The organism is Pseudomonas asgharzadehiana, assembly GCF_019139815.1.
In the GTDB taxonomy this organism is placed as follows: domain Bacteria; phylum Pseudomonadota; class Gammaproteobacteria; order Pseudomonadales; family Pseudomonadaceae; genus Aquipseudomonas; species Aquipseudomonas asgharzadehiana.
Genome location: NZ_CP077079.1, coordinates 1,337,127 through 1,360,110, shown reverse-complemented (window position 1 = coordinate 1,360,110; position 22,984 = coordinate 1,337,127). Strand labels below are relative to the sequence as shown.

General features: G+C 62.7%; 19 protein-coding genes. 4 read left to right on the top strand and 15 right to left on the bottom strand.

The genetic code is table 11. From position 1 onward, the window contains the following. Positions 1 to 6 precede the first annotated feature (6 nt). The 5 genes from KSS96_RS06165 to KSS96_RS06145 all read right to left on the bottom strand — a co-directional run bounded on the left by KSS96_RS06165 (position 7) and on the right by KSS96_RS06145 (position 5,692). Positions 7 to 489 (bottom strand): CS1 type fimbrial major subunit, encoded by a 483-nt coding sequence (locus KSS96_RS06165; RefSeq protein WP_135196516.1) that lies wholly within the window; start codon positions 487 to 489, stop codon positions 7 to 9. 5 nt (positions 490 to 494) lie between these two features. After that, positions 495 to 1,253: a p pilus assembly chaperone gene (locus tag KSS96_RS06160; protein WP_017526303.1), complete on the bottom strand. Its 759-nt coding sequence runs from the start codon at positions 1,251 to 1,253 to the stop codon at positions 495 to 497. 73 nt (positions 1,254 to 1,326) lie between these two features. Continuing rightward, on the bottom strand, positions 1,327 to 2,463 hold the full coding sequence (locus KSS96_RS06155) for a hypothetical protein (protein WP_369426500.1): 1,137 nt from the start codon (positions 2,461 to 2,463) through the stop codon (positions 1,327 to 1,329). A gap of 114 nt (positions 2,464 to 2,577) precedes the next feature. Further along, entirely contained in the window at positions 2,578 to 5,088 is a 2,511-nt protein-coding gene (locus KSS96_RS06150; protein ID WP_217855815.1) for a CS1-pili formation C-terminal domain-containing protein, read from the bottom strand. Positions 5,089 to 5,197: 109 nt separating this feature from the next. Beyond that, positions 5,198 to 5,692, bottom strand: a complete 495-nt coding sequence (locus KSS96_RS06145) for a CS1 type fimbrial major subunit (protein ID WP_217855813.1) — start codon at positions 5,690 to 5,692, stop codon at positions 5,198 to 5,200. A 518-nt stretch (positions 5,693 to 6,210) separates the two neighbouring features. Here KSS96_RS06145 and KSS96_RS06140 point away from each other — a divergent pair. Both KSS96_RS06140 and KSS96_RS06135 read left to right on the top strand, forming a co-directional pair. Then, positions 6,211 to 6,759: a PadR family transcriptional regulator gene (locus KSS96_RS06140; protein ID WP_065877221.1), complete on the top strand. Its 549-nt coding sequence runs from the start codon at positions 6,211 to 6,213 to the stop codon at positions 6,757 to 6,759. Further along, positions 6,756 to 7,523, top strand: a complete 768-nt coding sequence (locus tag KSS96_RS06135; RefSeq protein WP_068937541.1) for a siderophore-interacting protein — start codon at positions 6,756 to 6,758, stop codon at positions 7,521 to 7,523. Before KSS96_RS06140 ends, KSS96_RS06135 begins: the two co-directional genes overlap by 4 nt. A gap of 39 nt (positions 7,524 to 7,562) precedes the next feature. Here KSS96_RS06135 and KSS96_RS06130 read toward each other — a convergent pair whose 3' ends face one another. Together KSS96_RS06130 and KSS96_RS06125 are read right to left on the bottom strand one after the other, a co-directional pair. Further along, entirely contained in the window at positions 7,563 to 8,186 is a 624-nt protein-coding gene (locus tag KSS96_RS06130) for a Pr6Pr family membrane protein (RefSeq protein ID WP_065877223.1), read from the bottom strand. A 4-nt stretch (positions 8,187 to 8,190) separates the two neighbouring features. Continuing rightward, entirely contained in the window at positions 8,191 to 8,424 is a 234-nt protein-coding gene (locus tag KSS96_RS06125) for a VF530 family protein (RefSeq protein WP_012722427.1), read from the bottom strand. Between the two features lie 150 nt (positions 8,425 to 8,574). On the opposite strand from KSS96_RS06125, the gene KSS96_RS06120 reads away from it, so the two are divergent. Together KSS96_RS06120 and KSS96_RS06115 are read left to right on the top strand one after the other, a co-directional pair. Next, positions 8,575 to 10,593 carry a TonB-dependent receptor gene (locus KSS96_RS06120; RefSeq protein WP_065877224.1) on the top strand — a complete coding sequence of 673 codons (2,019 nt, stop codon included), beginning with the start codon at positions 8,575 to 8,577 and terminating at the stop codon, positions 10,591 to 10,593. Between the two features lie 384 nt (positions 10,594 to 10,977). Then, positions 10,978 to 13,389, top strand: a complete 2,412-nt coding sequence (locus KSS96_RS06115) for a glucose/quinate/shikimate family membrane-bound PQQ-dependent dehydrogenase (RefSeq protein ID WP_068937542.1) — start codon at positions 10,978 to 10,980, stop codon at positions 13,387 to 13,389. Positions 13,390 to 13,515: 126 nt separating this feature from the next. On the opposite strand, the gene KSS96_RS06110 is transcribed toward KSS96_RS06115, so the two are convergent. The 8 genes from KSS96_RS06110 to KSS96_RS06075 all read right to left on the bottom strand — a co-directional run bounded on the left by KSS96_RS06110 (position 13,516) and on the right by KSS96_RS06075 (position 22,974). Next, entirely contained in the window at positions 13,516 to 13,935 is a 420-nt protein-coding gene (locus KSS96_RS06110; RefSeq protein WP_065877226.1) for a group I truncated hemoglobin, read from the bottom strand. Then, the gene (locus tag KSS96_RS06105; protein WP_137219952.1) at positions 13,935 to 14,792 is read right to left on the bottom strand and encodes a DUF3034 family protein; all 858 of its coding nucleotides are present in this window, start codon (positions 14,790 to 14,792) and stop codon (positions 13,935 to 13,937) included. The genes KSS96_RS06110 and KSS96_RS06105 overlap by 1 nt, the downstream gene beginning before the upstream one ends. 9 nt (positions 14,793 to 14,801) lie before the next feature. Then, a complete protein-coding gene (locus KSS96_RS06100) occupies positions 14,802 to 17,150 on the bottom strand; it encodes a bifunctional diguanylate cyclase/phosphodiesterase (protein ID WP_065877227.1) in 2,349 nt (782 codons plus the stop codon). After that, entirely contained in the window at positions 17,134 to 17,802 is a 669-nt protein-coding gene (locus KSS96_RS06095) for a methylamine utilization protein (RefSeq protein ID WP_026067137.1), read from the bottom strand. Before KSS96_RS06095 ends, KSS96_RS06100 begins: the two co-directional genes overlap by 17 nt. A gap of 185 nt (positions 17,803 to 17,987) precedes the next feature. Beyond that, complete coding sequence (locus KSS96_RS06090) at positions 17,988 to 20,324, bottom strand: putative bifunctional diguanylate cyclase/phosphodiesterase (RefSeq protein ID WP_135196520.1); 2,337 nt, start codon at positions 20,322 to 20,324, stop codon at positions 17,988 to 17,990. 210 nt (positions 20,325 to 20,534) lie between these two features. Continuing rightward, positions 20,535 to 21,707, bottom strand: coding sequence for an ABC transporter substrate-binding protein (locus KSS96_RS06085; protein ID WP_017526289.1), 1,173 nt, complete (start codon positions 21,705 to 21,707; stop codon positions 20,535 to 20,537). After that, positions 21,704 to 22,678, bottom strand: a complete 975-nt coding sequence (locus KSS96_RS06080) for a CobW family GTP-binding protein (protein WP_017526288.1) — start codon at positions 22,676 to 22,678, stop codon at positions 21,704 to 21,706. Before KSS96_RS06080 ends, KSS96_RS06085 begins: the two co-directional genes overlap by 4 nt. Beyond that, on the bottom strand, positions 22,675 to 22,974 hold the full coding sequence (locus KSS96_RS06075) for a hypothetical protein (RefSeq protein WP_017526287.1): 300 nt from the start codon (positions 22,972 to 22,974) through the stop codon (positions 22,675 to 22,677). Before KSS96_RS06075 ends, KSS96_RS06080 begins: the two co-directional genes overlap by 4 nt. Between the last annotated feature and the right edge of the window lie 10 nt (positions 22,975 to 22,984).

Here is a 22,984-nt window from a genome sequence, read left to right as displayed (position 1 = left end):
ACAGGCTCAAGGCGCCAGAAAATCAAACACGATATGCACCGTGCCGTAGTAATCGCCGCCCTTGTAACCGGTCTGCGGTTCGATGGCGGCGATCTCCAGTTCAGCGCGACGGCCCACCCGCGCCTCATCGGCGTTGATCACTTCGGTCGAATCCAGGGTCAGGGGCACGCGGTTGAACAGCACCTGAAGGTCAATCCGGTTCTGGCCGCTCAACAGGTACGGGGTGTCGCCCAACCGCGCGGCGACGCCGCCGTTGAGGTTTTTCACATCGAAGTTCTTACGCAGGTGACTCAGGCGCGACGTCACCAGGTCCCAGGCCAATACCTGGTCGCGGCCCATCCAGTCCGGCTCGGAGGGCAGCACGTAGGCTTCATGGACCGGAATGGTCACCGACACATCGAAACTCTGGCGTTCCTGAAACGCCTGCGCCTGCCCACCCCACAAAACCGGGGCCATCAGCGCAGCCACTACCGTTACTTGCTTGAACATTGTCATCACCCGTTGCTGTTGACGGTCATCGGTTTTTTGTCCCGGCCTTCAACCATCTGGAAGCTGAACTGGCGCTCGGGTTTCTTCTCGAACACCAACTGGCGACCGGGCAGGATGTGGTGCTTGGTGGTGGGCTCACACTCGGCTTTGTTGGCCACCGAACAGTCGCGGAACTCGTCGAGCACCACCACGCTGTTGCCGGCGTTGCGCAGGCTGTACTGGGTGGCGGTCTCGTTGATTTGCGTGTCGAAACGCGTGTCTTTGGGCCGCACGAAAAACACCGTGCCGTAGCCGGCCAGCACGTTGACCCCGGCCGCCAGGCCTTTTTTGTAGTCGCTGCGCTCTGCCTCGGTCACGGCGAAGTCGTCTTCCTTTTCCGGGACCACGGGGATGAACCGCACGCGGAAATAACGCTCCTTGTCGCGCTGGCCCATGTACAGCAAGCGCGTGCCCTGGCGCCCGCCGGCCGGCACGATCAGCCGCGCCGGGCTGGCCATCAGGCCGTCGCGGTTGGTGGCGCTGCCCTTGGCGTCGGTCATCGAGGCGACCGGCACTTCCTTGGAGGTGCCGTCGGCGTTATAGACAATCTCCAGCACATTGACCTTGATAAACGCGGTGCTGGTGCCGCCGTTGTAAACCCGCTTGAGGTAGGAACTGCGATCGCCTTCCAGGTAGTCGTACACCACGCCCACGTTGATCGCCGGCCCCGCCTGTGCCGTCAGCGACGCCAATACCAACCCGATCCCTAACACTGCCTGTTTCATGTTTGCTTACGCCTCATTGATTGAACGCGGCCCGCCACGCCAAAGTGCCGGCGGGCCGTTGCGGATGGCCCGCTTAAACTTCCGAGTCCCAGACCACCGTGACCACCCCCGAGTAGGTGGTGCCGGGCTGCTTGAGCATGTCGCCCACCTGTTCGCGCTCCACTTCAAAGTGCAGGGTGCCGGGGCGGTTGTTCACGTAGTGCACGGCCTGGAACAGCTCGGTGCCCACGCCGTCGAGGCGCAGCGGCAGCTTGTTCACGGTTTGCCCGTACTGGTCGTTCAAGCCGAATGGCAGGCTCACGGCCACCTTCAACGGCACCTCGTCACCCGCGCCATTGCGCAGGCCGCAGGTGTTGCCGATGGCCAGGCTGCATTCGAGGTTCATCTTGAAGCGCCCGCTGGCCGCGATGCGGAAGGTTTGATCGCGAAACAACCTTGCGGGCTGTCGCCCGCGATTGAGCCAGGCTTGCCAACCGCCTTCGGGCAGCAATTCGACACGGTTGCCGCCGGGCGGTAACTCGACCTTGAGGATGTGCTCCACCGTCAGGGTGAAGTTCAAGGTGAGCGCAGAATCGCTCGGCAGCATCATGTCGCCCAAATCGAAGTCCTGATTGGGGCCGATGCCGTAGTTCAATACACCGGTGTAGGTCCCGGCTGACATCGCCAATGGATTCGGGGTGCGTAACTCATAGCCGATCTCCAAATACTCATAGGCCATCTTCGGGATCTCGTATTGAGCCAGCTTGACGCAGTTAGCCTCCTCGGGCGTCCTCCAGACAAAGCTGAAATAGTAAGACCCATAGGATGCCAAGCCTATCCCCTTGCAGGGGCTCGGCGGGTACAACCAGTTCCCGCCCCATAACATCCCATGCGCTTGCAGCGCAGAAACTCCGCCCCCTACAAGCTCGGCGGCGCTGCGATCAAGCACATACTTGGAGCCGATCGCATTAATACGTACTTCTACAGTCGCTTCCTCACCACTTGAATCAATCACGCTCAGTTGGCGCCATTGCGCGGGAACCTTCCACAGTGCGCTTTGCCGCGGGTCGCTCGGCTTTGCCGGCAGCGCGCCGCTGGACGCGGCAGTGATCGGCAATCGAATACTGAAGACGTTGATGCAATAGCCCGGGTAACTCGCACAGAAACCCGTTACTGGCGTGGTATTGGTAAATCGGTCCTGATTCGGGTTTGAGGGGTCTGGCCTGAACATGGCAGTTATTTCCTGCACAAATGCTGAAACCGGGTTTGCCCATATCAAGCTACCCAGCAAACCCGCAGACAGAAACAGGCCTCTGATTGTCCGTGTGCCCTGATTGCTCATGAATTAACCCGCCGCCTCAAATTTGATGGAAGTTTCCGCCAGGGTGTCCGGCGTGCAGCGCAGGTCACCGATCATCAACACGTCGTTTTCATTCGGCGCGTTGCTCGGGTCGAGGCGGAACTGGCAGAGCAACTGGTTTTGGTAACGCACTTGCAGGGTCGGCGAGCTGGCGCTCATTTCCATCGAGAAGAACCCGTCCACTTCGCTGACCCCACGGCTGGCGTGGTTGATCACGTGATGGCCCTTGAGCGGCGCGCCACGTTCGTCGAGCAAGCGCCCGAGCACGGTGACGGTCTTCATCACCGAGATCTTGCGGTAGTCCACGCCCCCCTTGTTCAGGTGATAGCTGGAGCGCGTCGGCTGGATGTTGGCCGCCGGCGGGTAGTTGCCTTCGAAGTCGAAACTGACGCTGCTGCTCTTGTAGGCCGACACCGGCACGTAGTTGCGCCCCGGCCGCAGCAGGGTGCTGCCGCCGCCCAGGTCGTCGGCGCGCAGGGCGATGTCGTCGAGGTCGGTTTCAAGGTCGATGATCATGCCCGCGCCGTTGCCCTGGTACTGGCTGCTGAGCAGCATCTGGCCGGCACCGGCGACGAAGGTGCTGTTGAGGTTCAAGCCACCGGTGAGTTCGCCGTTGTAGGAACTGCGCTGCAGGAAGCCGTCGCCGCTGACCGCACTGGTATTGAAGCTGGCCGTGCCCGACAGGCCGACGCCGTAGGTGTCGGTGATCGCAGTGGCCGAGACGCTTTGCAGCACGTGGTCGGTGAGGTCCTGGCGGTACGTGACCGAGGCGTTGTTGTCGCGCCCGCCGTCACGGGCGGTGCGGCTGCCGAGGCTGCCGGAAATCTGCCGGCCGTCGCTGCCCAGGTTCACGCTGAGCGACACATCGACCCCGCGATTACGCTTGTCGCTGGTACCGGTAGTGCCGGGCCGGTCGAACACCGAGAAACGCCAGTTGGCATCGCTGCCCAGGAACGTGTCGTGACGGCTCCAGCCCAGGTCGATGCCGGCGCCTTCGATATTGCCCTCGCTGTGGGACAGGCGCATGTTCGCGCTGTTTTTGGCGTCGAAACGGTGGTTGACCGACAACGCGGTATTGCTCGTCTCGCCGACAAAGGTGTTGCGCCGCAGACGGGTGCCGTCGGGCAGGGTTTCGTAGGTGTCGCGGGTGTCGAGCCAACTGCGGTTGTGGCTGAACACCAGGTTGGTCGCGCCAAAGGAATAGAGCCCTTGCAGGTCCATGCCGGTGCCGTGTTCCTGGGTTTGATACAGGTTGGCGTAGAGGCTGGTGTTGTTGGCCACGGTCCAGTCGACCGAACCGCCGTATTGCAGTTGTTCGCGCACCTGGCGGGCCGACAGGCCGAGGATCACGCGCGGGTGCAGCAGGTAGTTGATCGACGCGCCGGCGGTCATCGCGCCCGAGGCTTGTTCATCCCAGTTGCTGAGCAGCTTGGTCTCGCGCCCGGCGAACAGGTTGTAGCGCCAGCGGTCTTCGGCATTGCGCCAGTTGCTGGGCTTGTACACCAACTCCTGGGTGGTGCTGGTGGTGAGGCCGTCTTCGATCAGGCGCACTTCCACCTCGTAGATACCGCCGGGCAACGGCCGGGTATCCAGGGTTTGCAGGCCGGCGGCGACCGCCTGGGTGTTGATCAGCAAGCCGTTGCGGTAGATCTCCACCGCCGCCTGACGGTTGGCGGTGACGTAGATCGGGTACACGCTGGGCTTGGCGTTGTTGATGGCCAGGCTGTCGGAACTGCCGTACATCACGCCCAGCGCCGTGTCGGGGCTGGCGCCGAAGCTGCGCAGTTGGCGGGTGAGGCCATCGGAATTGGGGGTGAAGTGGCCCAGGCGGAAGAACTGCCCTTCCATTTCACGCTGGGTGTAAAGCTCGTGGATCGCGTGGCGCATGGGTTCGTCATCACCGCTCTGACGCGCCAGTTGCAGGTTGAACACCTGGCTCCAATTACCCACGCTGGAACTGGCCTGCAGGCCGTAACGCCCGCCCAGGCTTTCTTCTTGGCCACCGTTGAGGTTGAGCTGGTTGTTGATGATCAACCCCAGGCTGCCACCTTCGGGCTGCTCGTAGAAACGCGGGATGTCGGCACTGCGTTCGACGTCTTGCGTGAGGATCGACAGCTGTGAGCTTTCGAGGTTGTAGAACGCCGAGATCATTTTTTCCGGGCAGGACTGGTTGCAGGCGCCCAGCGCGACACCTTTTTCCAACACCGCTTGCCAGGTGTCGCGAGTCGCGGCCGGGACCTTGCTGTCGCCGGTGTCGGTGAATTCGAGCAGGGTGACGCGGTCGTCGCGCGACAGCACGATCAACGCTTCGCCGAGCAGTTGCTCGTCGAGGTCCACGCGCACAGCCAGCGGCACCTCGAAAAAGTGGTCGGTAAACCCTGCGGGCAGGCCTTGGGCCTGGGTAATCAGGCTGCCGGGGGTCGAGGCAGGCGCAGCCAGGGCACTCGTACAAATCAACAGCGCAAGCGCAGCCGCGATGGAGGTCATCGGGAACATGGACGGATACTCTGAATGCCTAGAGACTAAGAAAACCAGGCCGGCGCACAGGGGAGAGGGGCACGCCGGCCTGCAAACAGCGCTCGCGGTCAGCGAGCGCTCATGTGCATCAAGGTGCTGGCAGTACCGCGTCGAACACCACCGGCATCACTGCGCTGTAGGCGCCGCGCTGAGTGGCCGTAGGCTTGGCGGCGACGATGCGCATTTCAGCACCCACGCCCGGCGTGGAGTCCGCCTCGTTGACCACTTCCTGCGGGGTGCCGGTCAGGGTCACGCCGTTGAGGGTGGTGGTGAGCGGAATGTTCTGGGTGGTATTGCCGTTGAACAGCATCGCCGGGCCACCTTCGATGTAGGCATGCACCGAACCGTTGGTGTTGCGGATGTCGTAGATGGCGGTCAGGGGCGCCAGCTCACCGCTCACCACGTTGTAGTTCATGGTTTCGTCGCGGCCCCAGTTCGGGTCACGTGGCTGTGCATGGAACACGGTGGTAGGGATGTTCGCCCTGAGGTTGACGGTATGGCTGGCTTCGCCGGCAGCGACTGCTACCTGGGAACTCAGCGCAATAACAGCCAGTGGAACAGTGATCGCTAACTTCTTGAACATGGGTCAATACCTATAGGTTTTCAGCATTAATTGGATCGTTGCTAGTTGAATTCAAAGCCAGGGCTTTAGCTGACTCACAACGAACTACGTTGCGCAAAGTTGAACTAGTGCAACGCCGGGCAATGATCCATGAATGTCAAAAACAGGTATGCAGGCCGCTTCCCACGCGGGCGTAGCTTAAGGAAACTGCGTTCGCGGGAAAAACATGGCCTTTTGCCAAAACTTATAATTCAACTGTAAGAATTGGACTACACACTAACAAGTTGCTGTTTGAGTGGGTATGAAACTGTCAGAACGGTACCACAAAAGTGCCTATTCACGTTAAACGAAAGTGCAAAATTGGAGCTTTAACTCTAATAACTAGTTATAGACTTACATAGAGAGAACCGTCCACGGTTTTTTGCGGTTTTACGCTCGGCCTGCCTCGCCATACGGCCGTCGACCGTTGGTCGCGGCCCTCTGTTCAGCGCTAAAGATATATCTTAAGTTATGTCTAAATCTTTCACAGAGCGACGAACATGCGCGATCACCCTCACCACCGCGACCCCGGCAACGACCCTGACGGCTTCGAAAAACGCCCCGGCCGTGAACGCGGCGGCCGTGGCCCCCGCGTGTTCGCACCGGGCGATTTGAAATTGCTGCTGCCGGCGCTCATCGCCGAACAACCGTGCCACGGCTACGACCTGATCCGCCGGATCGAAGGCCTGTTCGACGGCGCCTACACCCCGAGCCCAGGCGTGATCTACCCGACGCTGACCTTCCTGGAAGAGAGCGAGTTGATCAGCGGCGACGCCGAAGGTGGAAAAAAACGCTACACAATCACCGACGCCGGACGTCTGTTCTTAAGTGAACAGACGGTTGCGCTGGACGGCGTACGCATGCGCATCCAACTGAGCAAACGCTCGCTGCGCGGGCATGACCGCCCGCCGCAAATCCACGAGGCGGTGCACAACCTGCGCCATGCCTTGCATTCACACCACGGGCGTTGGAGCCCGGAAGAAATCGCACGTGTCGCGGCGCTGCTCAACGGCACCGCTCAAGCCATTGCCGACGGGAAATCCTCATGAATACACACGCCATCCACCGCGTTACCCACGAGATCAAACGCCGCCGCCTGCAGGTGTTGCGCGTGGTCGATATCACCCCGCGCATGCGCCGCATCACCCTGGGCGGGCCTGAACTGGCCGGGTTCGTGAGCCTGGGCAGCGACGACCATATCAAGCTGCTGTTCCCACAGAACGCCGCCGAGCAGGCCGCGCTGCAAAGCCCGACCTTCACCGTCAAGGGCGACGGCCCGCAGCCAGCCATGCGTGACTACACGCCACGGCGTTTTGACCTGGACCTTGGCGAGCTGGATATCGATTTCGTGCTGCATGGCGATGGCCCTGCGTCCACCTGGGCGCAACAGGCCCAGCCGGGGCAACACCTGTATATCGGCGGGCCACGGGGCTCGCTGATCGTGCCGGATATCTTCGACAGCTACCTGCTGATCGGCGACGAAACCGCGCTGCCGGCCATCGGTCGTCGCCTGGAGGAACTACCCGCCGGGTGCAAGGTGCTGGCGGTGATTGAGATTGCCGATTTGGCGGAGCGGCAAACGCTGGAAAGCGCCGCCGAGGTCGACATCATTTGGGTGGTGCGGGGCCAGGATGACCTACTGAAGTGCGTGCGCAACCTGACGCTGCCCAGCGGCACGCTGTACAGCTTCGTCGCCACCGAAACCAAGCTGTCGCGCCAGGTACGCCGCGTGCTGCTGGACACCCATCAGGTCGATGAAGATTTTCTGAAGGCCGTGGGTTACTGGCGCGCCGAAGGTAGCGACGACGAGTAAACCCCCGTGTGGGAGCGGGCTTGCTCGCTCCCACAGGTTTTATTGCGTTCGCTTGAGCGCCTTATCCAGCCCCACCACTGCCAATGCAATCAACACAAACCCCGCCAAGATCCCTGCGGCATTCACAAACACCTGTGGATAACCGAGGGTGCTCACGTCGATGAACGGGTACTGATACTGCCCGAGCAAATTCCCACGTAGCAGCGCATAGGCGAAGTACACCAGCGGGTAAATCACCCAGGCGCCGATGTGTTTGAGGTGCAAGGTGCCCTTGGGCACACAGCGCCACCAGTAAATAAAAAACAGCACCGGCATGACGTCGTGGAGCAGCTCGTCGGCGACCAGTTGAAAGCCTTCGGGCTGCCACAAATGCCGCAGCAACAGGCTGTACGCCAGGCCCACCACCAGAATGCTCACCGCGATTGCGCTGCTGACCCTGGGGGCGAGAAAAAACCGCTTCGCCGCGCTATCGCGGTTCACCACGGCGTAGCTCAACACCACCACCGCCAGGGTGTTGGTGAGTACCGTAAAGAAACTGAAAAAGTTGATCAGCCCGCCCAGCAGGCTGGCGCCGGTGGACCAGCGCGAATAGAAAATAAGGTATTGCTGAATCGCCAACCCCACCCAACCGGCCAGTGCGGCCGCTGCCGTAAACCGCTTCATTGCCTCAGTCCAACGGGCGTTTGGTGCGCATCAGCTTCACGTACAACCCTTCGACTTTCTCCCGCGCCCACGGGGTTTTACGCAGGAACGTGAGGCTCGACTTGATGCTCGGGTCGCTCTTGAAGCAGCGGATATCAATGCGCTCGGCAAGGCCTTCCCATTCGTAATGTTCCACCAGGGTGGTGAGGACGTGTTGCAGGGTCACGCCGTGGAGGGGGTCGTTGCTTGTCGCGGTCATGCCGGGGCCTATGAAAAACGGTTGAGGAAGGCGCACACCTTATCACCCCGCCCGGCCAGTTATAAAAAGTTCCCGCTTGCGGCGAAAAAGAGATGTTATATTGTAACCATTACTTTCAAATCTTTTCGCCGTATTGCCAAGGAATGTCCGATGTCCCTCTCTTCCCTGTGGCGCTTGACCCCGCTTGCCGCCGCCCTGTTGATCTGCTCCGAAGCCCACGCCCTTGAGCTGCCACCCCAAGTCATCACCGGCAACCCGCTGGGCAGCGAACAGCTGGCGTCGCCGACCACCGTGCTCGAAGGCGATGACCTGACGCTGCAGCAAAAAGGCAGCCTCGGCGAAACCCTGAACAAGCAGCCGGGCGTGTCGTCCTCGTATTTCGGCCCAGGCGCCAGCCGGCCGATCATTCGCGGCCAGGATGGCGACCGCATCCGCATCCTGCGCAACGGCGTGGGCGCGCTGGATGCCTCGTCACTGTCCTACGACCACGCGGTGCCGCTGGACCCGGTCAACGTTGAGCGCGTTGAAATCGTGCGCGGCCCGGCGGCGTTGTTGTATGGCGGCAGTGCCATCGGCGGCGTGGTCAACACCTTCGACAATCGCATCCCCACCCAAGCCATCGAAGGCATCCACGGTGCCGGTGAGTTGCGCTACGGCGGCGCCGACACCACCCGCAGCAGCGCAGGCAAACTGGAAGCCGGCAACGGCACGTTCGCCCTGCACCTGGACGCCAATGCGCGGGAATTCAATGACCTGAAAATCCCAGGCCAGGCGCGCAGCCGCCATGCGCCGGACAGCGAAGACAGCCCCGGCAAAAATGCTCGCCTGGGCAACAGCGACGGGCGCCAGGACGGCGGTGCCGTGGGCGGTTCCTACACCTGGGATGACGGTTACGCCGGGCTGTCCTACAGCAATTACGACAGCAACTACGGCTCCCCCGCCGAGCAGGCCGTGCGCATCCGCATGAAGCAGGATCACTACGCGTTCGCCTCCGAAATCCGCAACCTGCAAGGCCCGTTCAGTTCGGTGAAATTCGACGCCGGCTACACCGACTACGAGCACCGCGAAATCGAAGACGGCGAGACCGGCACGGTGTTCAAGAACAAAGGTTATGAAGCCCGCGTTGAAGCGCGTCACCAGCCGATCGGCCCGTTCGATGGGGTGGTGGGCGCGCAGGTGACCCGCAATGAGTTCTCGGCCCTGGGCGAAGAAGCGTTCGTGCCGCAGACCGACACCAATGCCGGCGCGCTGTTTATCCTCGAAGAAATGCAGGCCACCGAACGCCTCAAACTCAGCCTCGGCGGGCGCCTGGAACACACCCGCGTAGACCCGGACGCCAAAGGCAACGCGCGCTTTGCCGGCGCCGACAAGAGCAATGACTTCACCGCCGGCAGCCTGTCGTCCGGCGCGGTCTACACCCTGACGCCCATCTGGTCCGTGGCCGCCACCCTGGGCTACACCGAACGCGCGCCGACCTTCTACGAGCTGTACGCCAACGGCGCCCACGTCGCCACCGGCACCTTTGAGCTGGGCGACGCCAACCTGAAGAAAGAAAAAGCCGTGTCCAGCGACCTGGCGCTGCGCTTTGACAATGGCACCCACAAGGGCAGCGTCGGCGTGTTCTACAGCCACTTCTCCAATTACATCGGCCTGCTGGGCACCGGTCGTACGCTGAACGATGAAGGTGAAGAAGACGCGAGCGGCATCCCTGAGTACGAATATTCCGGCGTGCGTGCCCGTTTTGCCGGGTTTGAAGCCCAGGATCACTGGAAGCTCGGTGAAAGCGCCTACGGCAAGTTCGCGCTGGAGCTGTCAGGCGATTACACCCGCGCCACCAACCTCGACACCGGTGAAGCCTTGCCACGCATTGCCCCGTTGCGCTTGAACAGCGGGTTGCTGTGGGAGCTGGACCGCTGGCAGGCGCGTATCGACGTCGAACACGCCGCAGGCCAGGGCCGTGTGCCGGATAACGAAAGCGGCACCGACGGCTACACCACCTTGGGCGCGAGCGCCGGTTACCACTTCAATATGGGTGGCAGCCAATGGTTGGCATTTGTGAACGGGGAAAACCTCACCAACCAGACCGTGCGGTATGCCAGCTCGATCCTGCGCGACATCGCCCCGGCGCCGGGGCGCAGCGTGCAGTTCGGGCTTCGCACCACCTTCTAACCCACAGTGCAATTCCCGTGGGAGGGGGGGCTTGCCCTCCTCCCACAAGTGTTTTCGCAGCGACATCGGGTCACTGTTACCAAATCCGAAATGATGCATCTTGCGATTCAGGCTTTCTCTTGGCCCTGACTCCCTTTATCCTTCGCAACAACCTGAAACGTTTCACTTCCTCGGCCGCCCCCATCTTGCTGATTATTCCCGCACGCAAAGACAGCGCTGTCTTGCCCACGACCGCGCCTGGGGATAAATCGCCGGCCTGTGGATAACAGCGCCGCTCCACGGAAAAACCCAAATAACGCTGAACCAAGCCCGCGCCGAATCGTCATCTACAGTGAATGAAGCACGGGGTTACACCTTTATTCCAACGTCACGGAGAAACACACTATGAGCACTGATGGTGCTTCAAGTCCAAGCCGCCTGCTCCCCAGGCTGCTAGGCGTCTTGCTGCTGATCATGGGCCTGGCCTTGTTGGCCGGCGGTATCAAGCTGACGATGCTCGGCGGGTCGTTTTACTACCTGCTGGCCGGTATCGGCATCACCTTGACCGGCATCCTGTTGCTGGCCACCCGTCGCGCCGCGCTTGGCCTGTACGCAGTAGTGCTGTTCGCCAGCACGGTGTGGGCACTGTGGGAAGTCGGCTTGGACTGGTGGCAGCTGGTGCCGCGCCTGGCACTGCTGTTTGCCTTGGGCCTGGTCATGTTGCTGCCGTGGTTTCGCCGTCCGTTGCTGCGTGGCCAACCTGCCCCGCTGGGCACCGGCGCACTGAGCGTGGCCGTGGTGCTGGCCGGCGCCGCCGCCATCGCCAGCCAGTTCACCAACCCGGGTGAGATCAAAGGCCAACTGGACCGCGACGCGGTACCGGGCATGGCCAATGCCGCGCCGTCGCAGGCCGATGGCGACTGGAATTCCTACGGTCGTTCATCCTTCGGCGACCGCTACTCGCCGCTGGCGCAGATTACCCCGGAAAACGCCCACAAGCTGGTCCCGGCGTGGACCTTCCGCACCGGCGATATTCCGGGTGCGGGCGACCCAGGTGAGACCACCGCGGAAAACACCCCGCTGAAAGTCAACGGCATGCTCTACGTGTGTACCCCGCACAGCCAAGTGATTGCCCTGGACCCGGACACCGGCAAGGAAATCTGGCGTTTCGACCCGAAGATCAGCACCCAGGGTGCCGAGAACTTCAAGGGTTGGGCGCACATGACCTGCCGTGGCGTGTCGTATCACGATGACGCCGCCTACGCGTCCGAACAGAGCCCCACCGGCAGCGCCAGCCCGGCCACCGCGCCGACTGCCTGCCCGAAACGCATCTTCGTGCCGACCGCCGACACCCGCCTGATCGCCCTGAACGCCGACACCGGCAAGATGTGCGAAGACTTCGGCGACAAAGGCCAGGTCGACCTGCGCGCCAACATCGGCAGCTTCGCCCCAGGCGGTTACTACTCCACCTCGCCACCGGCCGTGACCAAGAACCTGGTGGTGATCGGCGGCCACGTGACCGATAACGTCTCGGTCGACGAGCCAAGCGGTGTGATCCGCGCGTTCGACGTACACACCGGCAAGCTGGTGTGGAACTGGGACAGCGGCAACCCGGGTGACACCACCCCGTTGGCCGAAGGCAAGACCTACACCCGCAACTCGCCGAACATGTGGTCCATGTTCGCCGTGGATGAAAAACTCGGCATGCTCTACCTGCCGATGGGCAACCAGATGCCTGACCAGTACGGCGGCGACCGTACCGACGATTCCGAGAAATACGCCGCCGGCCTGACCGCGCTGGACATCGACACCGGCCATGTGAAGTGGACCTTCCAGTTCACTCACCATGACCTGTGGGACATGGACGTGGGCGGCCAACCGTCGCTGATCGACATCAAGACCGAAGCCGGCGTGAAGCAGGCGGTGATGGCGTCGACCAAGCAAGGCAGCATCTATGTACTGGACCGTGCCACCGGCCAGCCGGTGGTGCCGATCCACGAAGTGGCGGTACCGCAGGGCGCAGTGGCGGGCGACCGCACCTCCCCGACCCAACCCAAGTCCGAGCTGAACTTCATGCCGCCGCCGCTCAAAGAGCGCGACATGTGGGGCGTGACGCCGCTTGACCAGATGCTGTGCCGTATCGACTTCAAGTCCATGCGCTATGACGGTGCTTTCACCCCGCCATCGCTGCAGGGCTCGATCGTGTACCCCGGCAACTTTGGCGTGTTCGACTGGGGTGGCATTTCTGTCGACCCGGTGCGTCAGATCGCGTTCGTGAACCCCAGCTTCATGGCGTTCAAATCCAAACTGATCCCGGCCGCCGACATCGCCAAGCAAGGCCCGCGCGTCAGCGAAACCGAAGGCGTGCAGCCGAACAAAGGCGCGCCGTACGGCGTGATCCTCGAAGCGTTGCTGTCGCCAATGGGCTTGCCGTGCCAGGCACCGGCGTGGGGTTATGTGGCGGCGGTCGACCTGACCACCCACAAAACCATCTGGATGCACAAGAACGGCACCGTGCGTGACAGCTCGCCGGTTCCGATCCCCCTGAGCATGGGCGTACCGAGCCTGGGCGGCACCTTCACCACCGCCGGTGGCGTGGCGTTCCTGAGCGGTACCCTCGACCAGTACCTGCGTGCCTACGACGTGAAAAACGGCAAGCAACTGTGGGAAGGCCGCCTGCCAGCGGGCGCGCAAACCACACCGATGACCTACACCGGCAAGGACGGCAAGCAGTACGTGCTGGTCGTGGCGGGGGGTCATGGTTCCCTGGGTACCAAGCAGGGTGACTATGTAATGGCGTTCAAACTGCCGGACTAAGCAGGACCGGCGGTAAAACAAAGGCGGCTACCCTCAACAGGTAGCCGCCTTTTTAATGGACGATGACGATCAAAATGTGTGAGGGGGCTTGCTCCCTCCCACATTTGAACCTTGGTGTTCAGGTGACTAGTGTTCGATCACTTCACCGCGCATCACCGCCAACCTGGCAATCAACCGATTCTGCACCGGCACTGGGATCCCCTCGCTGTCCATCGCCTTGATCAAATCCTCCACCAGCGCATTGAAGTCACTGCGGCTAACGTTCTGGCCCTTGTGACTTTCGGCCATGCTGTCTCCGGTGTAGGTACATGGCCCGCCGGCTTCGACGCAGAACTGTTCGATCAATTTGTTGCGCAAACGCTGGATGTCAATGCGCCGAAAGCGTTCGACGATGCGCTCATCGCGGGCGATGTGGAGCAGCATGCCTTCGACAATCCGCGTGATGCCGGGCATGGCGCCCAAATCGCGATACAGGCTGTCGTCCTTGGGCGGTTGTTGGGCGCAGGCGCTGAGCAGCACCGCCAGCGCGATGGGTAGAACGCGCATCAGAAGCTCCCCTGCACCGACAAGTAGGTGCCGTTCTGGTTATCCAACGTGGCGATTTCCCCAAGCCGCGCGTAGGCCAATACAAACGATACGTGCTTGTTGGGAAAGTAGCCGACGAACACATCCGCCCAATCGCTTTCACCGGCAAACGACAGGTTGTCGGGCTTCTCACGGTATTCGACGCCCAGCGCCCAGCGCGGGTTGAACAGCAGCGCCACCGAGCCTTCCTTGAGCAGGCTGCGGCTGCTGCGACGATCGCCGCCGAAGCCAAGCAACCCGGTTTCGTTGGCGCGGCTGTAGCGCAGGCTGGTGTTGACCAGCACGTTGTAGCCAAAGGCCGCGCCCATGAACAAACGGCTGGCGGCGAGGTAGCCTTCGACGTCGCTGTCGCGCTTGGCCCCCACCAGGCGGGGGATATCGAAGTGGGTCTGGTGTTTGTATTCCAGGCCGAGGGACACCTGCGGCAAACGGTCGTAAATCACGTCGCCGAACAGCCGCACCTTCACACCCAGTACATCCTGGCCCAGGTTGTCTTCGGCCAAGTTGAGCTTGTGCACCAGGCTGCCGAGGTCGAAGCGTTGGCGGGCGAAAGACACTTCGACACGGTTGTCGTAAGCCAGCGCCAAGCCGGCCACGTCCAGCCGATAGTCCGGCAGGTTGACCGTGGTGGCGAACGCCGTGGCGCCCCATTCGTGCTGTTCGCCGTAGCCGGCCAACACCGCCCAAGGCGTGATACCACCGCCCGCCGAGCCCTCGATGCTGCTGGCACCGCCCGTGGCGATCAGGCGGCCGTTATCGGCCCACGCCGTGTGCAGGGTGAGCGCCGCGAGGCTGCCGATCAGAAGAGAAAGTCGCACGTCAGCTACTCAATGAACCAAGGAAGTGTGCGCACTGAGGGGCAACGCCACCCAGGCTTCGAAAGCGTCGGCGCTCAACGGCCGGCTGATCAGGTAGCCCTGGGCCGTGTCGCACTGCCACCGCTCCAACAAACGCAGGCTGTGGGCATACTCGACGCCCTCGGCGACGACCTTGAGGCCCAGGTTGTGGCTCATCTCGATGGTGGAGCGCACGATCACCGCGTCTTCACTGGTTTCATCGAGGTTGCGCACAAAGGATTGGTCGATCTTCAACTCCTGCACCGGCAGGCGCTTGAGGTGAGCCAGCGACGAGTAGCCGGTACCGAAGTCATCCACCGACAGGCTGATGCCGCAATCGCGTAACAGGTGCAGGACCTTGAGGGCTTTTTCCGGTTCACGCATCACGGCACTTTCGGTGATTTCGAACAGCAACTGTTCGGCCGGCAAGCCATAGCGCCGCAGCAAGGCCGAAACCCGATGGGCCAGCTCGTCACCGAGCAAATCGTCCGCCGAGATATTCAGTGACAGCTGTAGAGACAGGCCGCGACGGTTCCACTCGCACAGTTGGCGGATGCCCTCCTCGATCACCCATTGGGTCAACAATTGGATGCTGCCCGAGCGCTCGGCCAGGGGGATGAACTCTGCCGGCGAGACCATGCCGAACTGCGGGTGCTGCCAGCGCAGCAAGGCTTCGGCCTGGCGTACATGGCCTTGGCGAATGTCCAGTTTGGGCTGGTAATGCAGCAGCAATTGGCCTTGGCTGGGCGCGTGGCGCAGGTCGCGGATCAGGGTGATCTGGCGGCGGTGCACCAGGTCGCGGCCCTGCTCATAAACCTGCAGGCGGCCGGGCATTTTCGCCGCGTCGTTCATGGCGATGGCCGCGCGTTCGAGCACGGTGTGCGGGCTTTCGCCATCGGCCGGGTAGGCCGCGATGCCCAGCCGGCAATCCAGCGCCAGGTCGTGGCCATTGATGCGCTGGGGGCGCAGCAGCAGTTGTTGCAGCTTGTCGGCCATGCCCACGGCCTCGTCGCTGCCCGCGCCTTCGAGCAACAGCAGGAATTCATCGGCGATCAGGTGCGCCAGGGTATCGCCGGGGCGCAGCACTGCTTCCAGGCGGCGGCTGACGGCCAGCAGCAATTGGTCCACCGCATCAGGCCCGGCGGTTTCGCTGGCGGCGCGCAGGTTATCGATACCCAGGTAGATCAACGCCACCGGCCGTTGCAGAGCAATCGCACTGCCCAGGCGCTCCATGGCCAGTGCGCGGTTCGGCAGGCCGGTGAGGCTGTCGTGCAGCGCGTTATGCGCCAACTGTTGCTCACGTTCGGCGATGCCGCTTTGCATCGCATTGAACGCATTCGCCAGCAACCCCAGTTCGTCACTGCGCGCCAGGGCCACCGGCGTGTGGTAATCGCCCTGGCCTATGCGTTCGGCCGCCAGCGCCAACGTCTGCACCGGGCGCGATACGGTGCGCGCCAGCAACAAGGCACCGATCAACGAGGCGAGCAAGGCGACCAGCGCGATGCCAAGAATCTTTTCGTCCAACGGTACGAAAGCCTGCATCGCCGCATCCAACGGGCTTTGCAGCAACGCCAGGACCTTGCCGTTCTGATCGCTGGCCAGCACCAGGGACTGGCTGAGAAAACGCTGCGCCAGGTGATCGGTGGTGGACACCCCAAGGCGTGCCGTATCGCCCTGCATCAGGGCCAGAATGCTGTCGCGCAAAACCTGCGGCTGGGTGCTGACCAACTCGCCCGGCCGATCATGAGCGATGGCCAGGAACGACACTTCCAGGTTGCTCAACGAGCGCAACTCATCGGCAAATGCGCCGTCCATGCTAAAGCCCATCACCACCCGTGCAATCGGCAACGGCGCCAGCACCGGGGATTCCACCAACAGGTGCGGTTGGCCTTGCAGTGGCACGATCAGCATGGCCTGGCGGTTGCGCCGGGCATCGCGCAGTGACTGATCGTATTGGAAGGTCGAGCCCTCGGGCACTTCGCTCAAGGTACTGGCCAGGACTTGGCCGTCCATGCCCAGCAGGATCATGTCGCTGGCGTTGATGCGTCTGCCATGGTTGAGCAGCACCGAGCGCATCGTCGCCGAATCGCCGCTGGCCACCGCATCACGAAAGCCGAAGTCGGCGGCCAACAGTTGCACGCCATCGGCCAGACGGCGACCGCGAACGTCCAGCAAGCGCTCGAACACCCGCGAACCGACCTCCAACTGAGCCAGTGCCTGGCCGCGCACCGCTGAACGGGTGGCCACCTTGACACTGAAATACAGCGCACCGATCACCACCAGCAACAGCAGGATCAGGACACTGGCGACCCGCGCCTGGAAGCTACTGCGCAGTTTCACGGGAGGCTCGATTGAACGCATCGCCAAACGCACTCGGCGTCGGCGGGATATCGGCGGAGGTCGGCTCCAGGCTCAGCACCACGTTGTGGCTGAGGCCGGCGGCGGTGATATGCAAGGTGCCGCCGTCCAGGGGCTGCATATCCTTGAGTTGCGGGTGCCACACCGTGGCGTGGTAATCGCCGGGCGGCAGTTGTTCCAGGCGCACTCGGCCTTGGGCGTCGCTGACACCAAAACGTGGGTCGTCGGTCACGTAGATATAGCCGAGCATCCAGTCATGGATGTTACAGCCAAGCACCACCACGCCAGGCTTGTCGAACAGCAACGGGTCGGTGGGCGTGCCTTCGTACAGGCGCAGTTCGAAACGCTTGGCGGCGGAGAAGGAATAAACCTGATGGCGGATGTTATCGCTGTTGGGGAAGCGCACCTGGGTACCGGTGTGCACCGCCAGCACATGGGGCGCAAAGCGTTGGCCACGCTGGTCCATATCGGCCTTGAGCACACCGTTGAACGCACCCGCCGGGCCCTGAAGGGTCACGACGCCATCCGCCACCTTGCTGCCGTCGGCCTGGCGCAGCAACACTTCCAGGGTGGCGGCCGAGGCTGGGCACGCCACCAGCAGCGCCAGCGCTACACCTGAAAACACATGAATCATTCGGGCCATGGGGCATCCGCGACAGATAAAAAAAGAGCGGCCAGCCTTGGGACTGCAATGCGCAGCCATCATGCCGCAAACAAGGCAAAATGCCATCACTCAATGCCAAAAAACCTATGCGATCGGTCAAGCTCTGTAGAGGTTATCGACCCCGCGGCGGAATTCTGTAGCCCGCCGGCTGGGTTCTAGACGGGCGCACGCTCACGCCGCAGCCACCTCTCGAACGCCATGGCGTTCAATGGTCGGCTGATGAGGTACCCCTGCGCCGTGTCGCAATTCCATTGCTTGAGCAATTTCAAACTCGGCTCGAACTCCACCCCTTCAGCCACCACCTTGAGCCCCAGGTTGTGGCTCATCTCGATGGTCGAGCGCACGATCACGCCGTCGCCGCTGGTGCTGTCCAGGTTGCGCACGAAGGACTGGTCGATCTTCAATTCCTGCACCGGCAGGCGCTGCAACTGCGCCAGCGACGAATAACCGGTGCCGAAGTCATCCACCGCCAGGCTGATGCCGCAACCGCGCAGTTGCTCCAGCACGCGCAAGGCCTGTTGCGGGTTGTGCATGATCGCGCTTTCGGTGATCTCGAAAATCAATTGCTCGGCCTGTACCGCGTATTGCGCCAACAAGGCGGTAACGCGGATGGCCAGGTCATCATCGGCCAAGTCATCCACCGAGATGTTCACCGACAGCTGGATCAGCAGGCCACGCCGCGCCCATTCGGCACTCTGGCGGATGGCCTCTTCGATCACCCATTGGGTCAGGCCGGCCATGCTGCCGGTGCGTTCGGCCAAGGGGATGAATTCGGCCGGCGACACCAGCCCGAACGTCGGGTGTTGCCAGCGCAGCAAGGCTTCGGCCTGGCGCACCTGGCCGTGTTTGAGGTCAAGCTTGGGCTGATAACACAGGTGCAGTTCGCCTTCAGCGGCGGCCCGGCGCAGGTCGCGGATCAAGGTGATCTGGCGCTGGTGAGCCAGGTCGCGGTCCTGCTGGTACACCTGCAAATAGCCGGGCAACACCGCCGCATCGTGACGGGCAATGGCGGCGCGGCTGATCAGCTCTTCCACCTGCTGGCCGTCGGCGGGGTAAGCGGCAATGCCGATGCTCACTTCGTGGCGCAGTTCGTCATGGCCGATGTGCTGGGGTTCGGTGAGCAGTGCGTAGAGACGGTCGGCGCGGGCCACGGCGCGGTCGACTTCGGTGTTTTCCAGCAACAGCAAAAACTCGCTGCCGGTGATGCGGGCCGCCGTATCGCTGGCCAGCAGGCTCATGCACAAACAGCGGCTGGCTTCGCGCATCATGATTTCGACGCCCTCGGGGCCGAAGCCTTCGTTGATCGCCCGATAATTCTCGATGCCCAGGTACAGCAACACCACCGGCCGCCGCGCACTGATCGCACTGCCCAGGCGTTCCATGGCCAGGGCCCGATTGGGCAGGCCGGTGAGCGGGTCATGCAACGCGTTATGCGCCAGTTGCCGCTCACGCACGGCGATGCCGCTTTGCATGGCATTGAACGCGCGCGCCAGCAGGCCGAATTCATCGTGGCCGCGTACCCGCACCGGCGTGCGGTAATCACCGGAACCGATGCGACCGGCCGCCTCCACCAGTGCATTCAGCGGGCGCGATACGCGCCGCGCCAGGAACAGCGCGCCGGCCAACGACACCACCAGCACCGCCAGGGCAATCCCGAGGAACTGCCGGTCCAGCGGCGCAAAGGATTCCAGCGCATGTTCCAGCGGGCTTTGCAGCAACACGCGCACCTCATCGGCGCCCCCTGTATTGGCCAGCGACACCACTTGGCTGAGCACGCGCTCGCCATAAAACAGCTGGATTGACGCCTGCGCGTTGGCCGGCGCATCGCGCAGCAGGCTGAAGGTGGTGGCCTGATGCGCAACAGGCTGGGTGCTGAACAACGGGCCGGGCCGGCCGGCCTGCACGCTGAGGAACGATACGTCCAGGTTGCTCATGGAGCGCAATTCATTGGCAAACAGCGTATCCATGGGAAACCCCATGACCACCCGCGCGATGGGCTGTGGGTCGAGCACCTGGTCTTGCACCAGCAAGTAGGGGCGCCCGTCCATGGCGACGATGAGCATTTGCAGACCACTGCGCCGCGCCTGGCGCAATGCATCGCGGTAGGGGAAGGTCTGGCCACGGGTGAAGAGCGCCAAGGTGCTGACCATTACATCGCCGTCGAGCCCCAGCACAAACACTTCGCTGGACCGAATGCCCGTGCCGTGCCGGCGCAATGCAGCCAGAACCTTGGCCGGGTTGCCTGCGGCCACGGCCTGCTTGAACGGGCCGTCTGCGGTCAGCCAACCCAGCCCGTATTGCAGGCGCCGCCCGCGCAGGTCGAGCAAGCGTTCGAACACCTGGCGACCGGTGTTCAACTGGACCTGGGCCTGGTTCTCCACCGCACGTGTAGTGGCGGCCTTGACCGCGAAATACGTGGCGGCGACCACCACCAGCAGCAACAGCGCCAGCACCCCGGCGATGCGGGTTTGGAACGTATGGCGCCACGTCATGGCAGTGCCCTCTGGCAGCGTTAGCCTGCTTCTGCCACTACGTCCCTTTGTCATGTGCATTCCTTGCAACAGCTGACCTGGCGTCAAAAAAATATCCATTTTTATTGGATATTTGGAATTAGCAGATTAGCTGGCGAAACGCATAAGTCCACCCAATAAAATCGGGTGTTTCACCGATGTTTGATGGGCGACGAGCACTGAGTCGACGCCTCAGCCACGGGCGCGCATAAAGTCCCCCCAGCGCCGCACCAGATAGTTGTGTTCATCCATCACCGAGTTCCACACGGCGATATGCCCCATGCGCTGTTCGTACGACCCGCCATCGCGCACTTCGCCGATATCGATCAACGGCAAATCGTCGCTGCCCACCAGTTCTTCCCGCGCAGGCAGGCCGGCGTACCAGTAGTCCCATTCGGCGCTGCTCAGGTGGTCGCGGCTGCGCGCCGGGTTGCCGATGTAGTAACCCTGGCGCGCCATCACCGCGCCGGGCCAGCCGGACAGCCACCAATTGAGGTACGCATACGCCGCATCCAGCACCGGGCCTTGGGCATGACGCGACAGTGACAAGCCACCGAACCAGGCGCGATAGCCCTCGCGGGGCACCGCCAGGCGGTATTTCACGCCCGCGCGATGCAGGCGCATCAAGGTCGGCGACCACAGGCTCTGGATATCGATGCTGGGGCTGAGCATCAATTGCGCAGCCTCCTCATCGTCCGACCAGAACGCGGCGAAGTGGCCGCCCTTTTGTTTGCGCACCAGGATATCGGCGAGCACATCGATCTCTTCGATGCTCATATTGCCGATGTCCCTGAAGTGCGCCAACCCCGCGCCCTGCACCGCCAGCGCGGCATCCAGCGCACCGATGGCGGCATCGCTTTGCAATGCGGTGCGCGCGCGCCAGGCCGGGTCCAGCAGCCAGCCCCAGCTCTCGTTGCCGTGGCAAAAACCCTCGGGCAAGCGCTCTGGGCGGTAGGCGAAACTGTCGGCGTTGTGGGTCAGGGGCAACATGCTGATGCGTTCGGTAACCGTGCTGCCCAGGCTGCCGTCGTGCTGCACGAACAGGCGTTCGCTGGGCACGCTGCCGCTGCCCAAACGGTCATGGGGTGACAGGCGACCGCGCTTGGGCAGGTCGTTGATCTCATGCCACAAGGCGATACGCCGGGTGTCGATGGGCTGGATCGCCCGCGCCGGCCACACGAAGTCGACGTTGTGAAACCACTGGTCGTACAGGTCATAGCTGTCGGGCTGCATCACCGCGATGCGCTGGGCCTGTTCGACGTCATGCACCTGGTAGACCAGGCGAATGCCCAGTTCCTGTTCGGCGCGCACGCGCAAGGTTTCGAGCAGGGTCACCGAGGTACCCAGGACGCGCAGTGTGATCATGCCGCGAACCGCCGCGAGAACACATCAAAGGAACGGCGCAGCAATGCCGGGTCGAGGCCGCGCAGGATAAATACCAGGCGTGACTGGCGGTCGGTGCCGGGCCACGCGGGCAAGTGCACCGGCGCATGCAGGCAATGCTGCACGCCATGAATGACGATGGGGGCGTTACTGGCGTTCACGTTGAGCAGTCCTTTGACGCGAAGGATTCGTTCGCCGTGGCATCTTAGCAGCATCGACAGCCACACCCCGAAGCCGACCCAATCGAGCGGCTGGTCGAAAGTCAGGCTGCACACCTGCGCGGCGCCATGGCTGGCGCTGGTGGCCTGGTGCAGTTGCCAGCGGCTGACTTCCACGGCCGGTTCGGCGCTGCGCAACCCCTCGCCCAGCAGCAGTTGATCGCCGCTGTGGATGTCCGTGGTGATGAGGATCGGTGTACCGGCGTTGAGCGCCTGCAAGTGCGCACGCAACGGCGTGCAATCGCCGGCCAGGTCGGTCTTGCTCAGCAGCAAGCGGTCGGCGGCGGCGACCTGGGCCAGCCATTCCGGGTGCAGGCGCTCTTGCAGCGCGGCATGGCTGGCGTCGACCAGGGTGATAACAAGGCCGATATGGAAGCGCCCGCGCAGTTGCACGTCGTTGTTCAACGTCGCGAGGATCGGCGCCGGGTCGGCCAGGCCGGTGGTTTCGAGGATGACGCGTTTGAACGCGGGTATTTCGCCACGCTCGCGGCGTTGCAACAGGCCGAGCAAGGCGTCCTTGAGTTCGCCCCGAATCGAGCAACAGACACAGCCACTGGGCAACAGCACGGTGTCCGGCGCGACTTCTTCCACCAGCAGATGGTCGATGCCGACATCGCCGAATTCGTTGATCAGCAACGCTGTGTCGCCCAGGCTTTCACCTTGCAGCAGGCGCTTGAGCAAGGTGGTCTTGCCGCTGCCGAGGAAACCGGTGATGACATTCAGGGCAATGCTCATGGGGCTGACTCCAAGTGATCCAACAGCCTTGGATCGAGAGGATCCAACGCCCGGCCAAGCATGCTTTCGGCCGCCAGCCAGAGTTGATCCAGGCCGCTGGCCAGTGCCTGTTTGCCGGTCGCACCGAGCAGCAGGTAGGACGCGCCCTGAAAGTCTTCGACCTTGAGCCGGAACACCGCCAGCACCTGGTTGATCGCCGCGATGCGACGCAGGCGCTCACGCCGCCTGGGCAATTCATCGCCCAGCGGGTCGCTCCAGTGCAGGTCTTCGCCGAGCAAACCGCAGAGTCCGCACATGGCTAAACCC

Coding starts and splice junctions, on each gene's coding strand:
- KSS96_RS06080 (WP_017526288.1), bottom strand. CDS start 22,678: ATGAGCATTGCCCTGAATGTCATCACCGGTTTCCTCGGCAGCGGCAAG.
- KSS96_RS06090 (WP_135196520.1), bottom strand. CDS start 20,324: ATGACGTGGCGCCATACGTTCCAAACCCGCATCGCCGGGGTGCTGGCG.
- KSS96_RS06095 (WP_026067137.1), bottom strand. CDS start 17,802: ATGATTCATGTGTTTTCAGGTGTAGCGCTGGCGCTGCTGGTGGCGTGC.
- KSS96_RS06160 (WP_017526303.1), bottom strand. CDS start 1,253: ATGAAACAGGCAGTGTTAGGGATCGGGTTGGTATTGGCGTCGCTGACG.
- KSS96_RS06110 (WP_065877226.1), bottom strand. CDS start 13,935: ATGCGCGTTCTACCCATCGCGCTGGCGGTGCTGCTCAGCGCCTGCGCC.
- KSS96_RS06085 (WP_017526289.1), bottom strand. CDS start 21,707: ATGATCACACTGCGCGTCCTGGGTACCTCGGTGACCCTGCTCGAAACC.
- KSS96_RS06125 (WP_012722427.1), bottom strand. CDS start 8,424: ATGACCGCGACAAGCAACGACCCCCTCCACGGCGTGACCCTGCAACAC.
- KSS96_RS06140 (WP_065877221.1), top strand. CDS start 6,211: ATGCGCGATCACCCTCACCACCGCGACCCCGGCAACGACCCTGACGGC.
- KSS96_RS06130 (WP_065877223.1), bottom strand. CDS start 8,186: ATGAAGCGGTTTACGGCAGCGGCCGCACTGGCCGGTTGGGTGGGGTTG.
- KSS96_RS06135 (WP_068937541.1), top strand. CDS start 6,756: ATGAATACACACGCCATCCACCGCGTTACCCACGAGATCAAACGCCGC.
- KSS96_RS06075 (WP_017526287.1), bottom strand. CDS start 22,974: ATGTGCGGACTCTGCGGTTTGCTCGGCGAAGACCTGCACTGGAGCGAC.
- KSS96_RS06155 (WP_369426500.1), bottom strand. CDS start 2,463: ATGTTCAGGCCAGACCCCTCAAACCCGAATCAGGACCGATTTACCAAT.
- KSS96_RS06150 (WP_217855815.1), bottom strand. CDS start 5,088: ATGTTCCCGATGACCTCCATCGCGGCTGCGCTTGCGCTGTTGATTTGT.
- KSS96_RS06145 (WP_217855813.1), bottom strand. CDS start 5,692: ATGTTCAAGAAGTTAGCGATCACTGTTCCACTGGCTGTTATTGCGCTG.
- KSS96_RS06115 (WP_068937542.1), top strand. CDS start 10,978: ATGAGCACTGATGGTGCTTCAAGTCCAAGCCGCCTGCTCCCCAGGCTG.
- KSS96_RS06165 (WP_135196516.1), bottom strand. CDS start 489: ATGTTCAAGCAAGTAACGGTAGTGGCTGCGCTGATGGCCCCGGTTTTG.
- KSS96_RS06120 (WP_065877224.1), top strand. CDS start 8,575: ATGTCCCTCTCTTCCCTGTGGCGCTTGACCCCGCTTGCCGCCGCCCTG.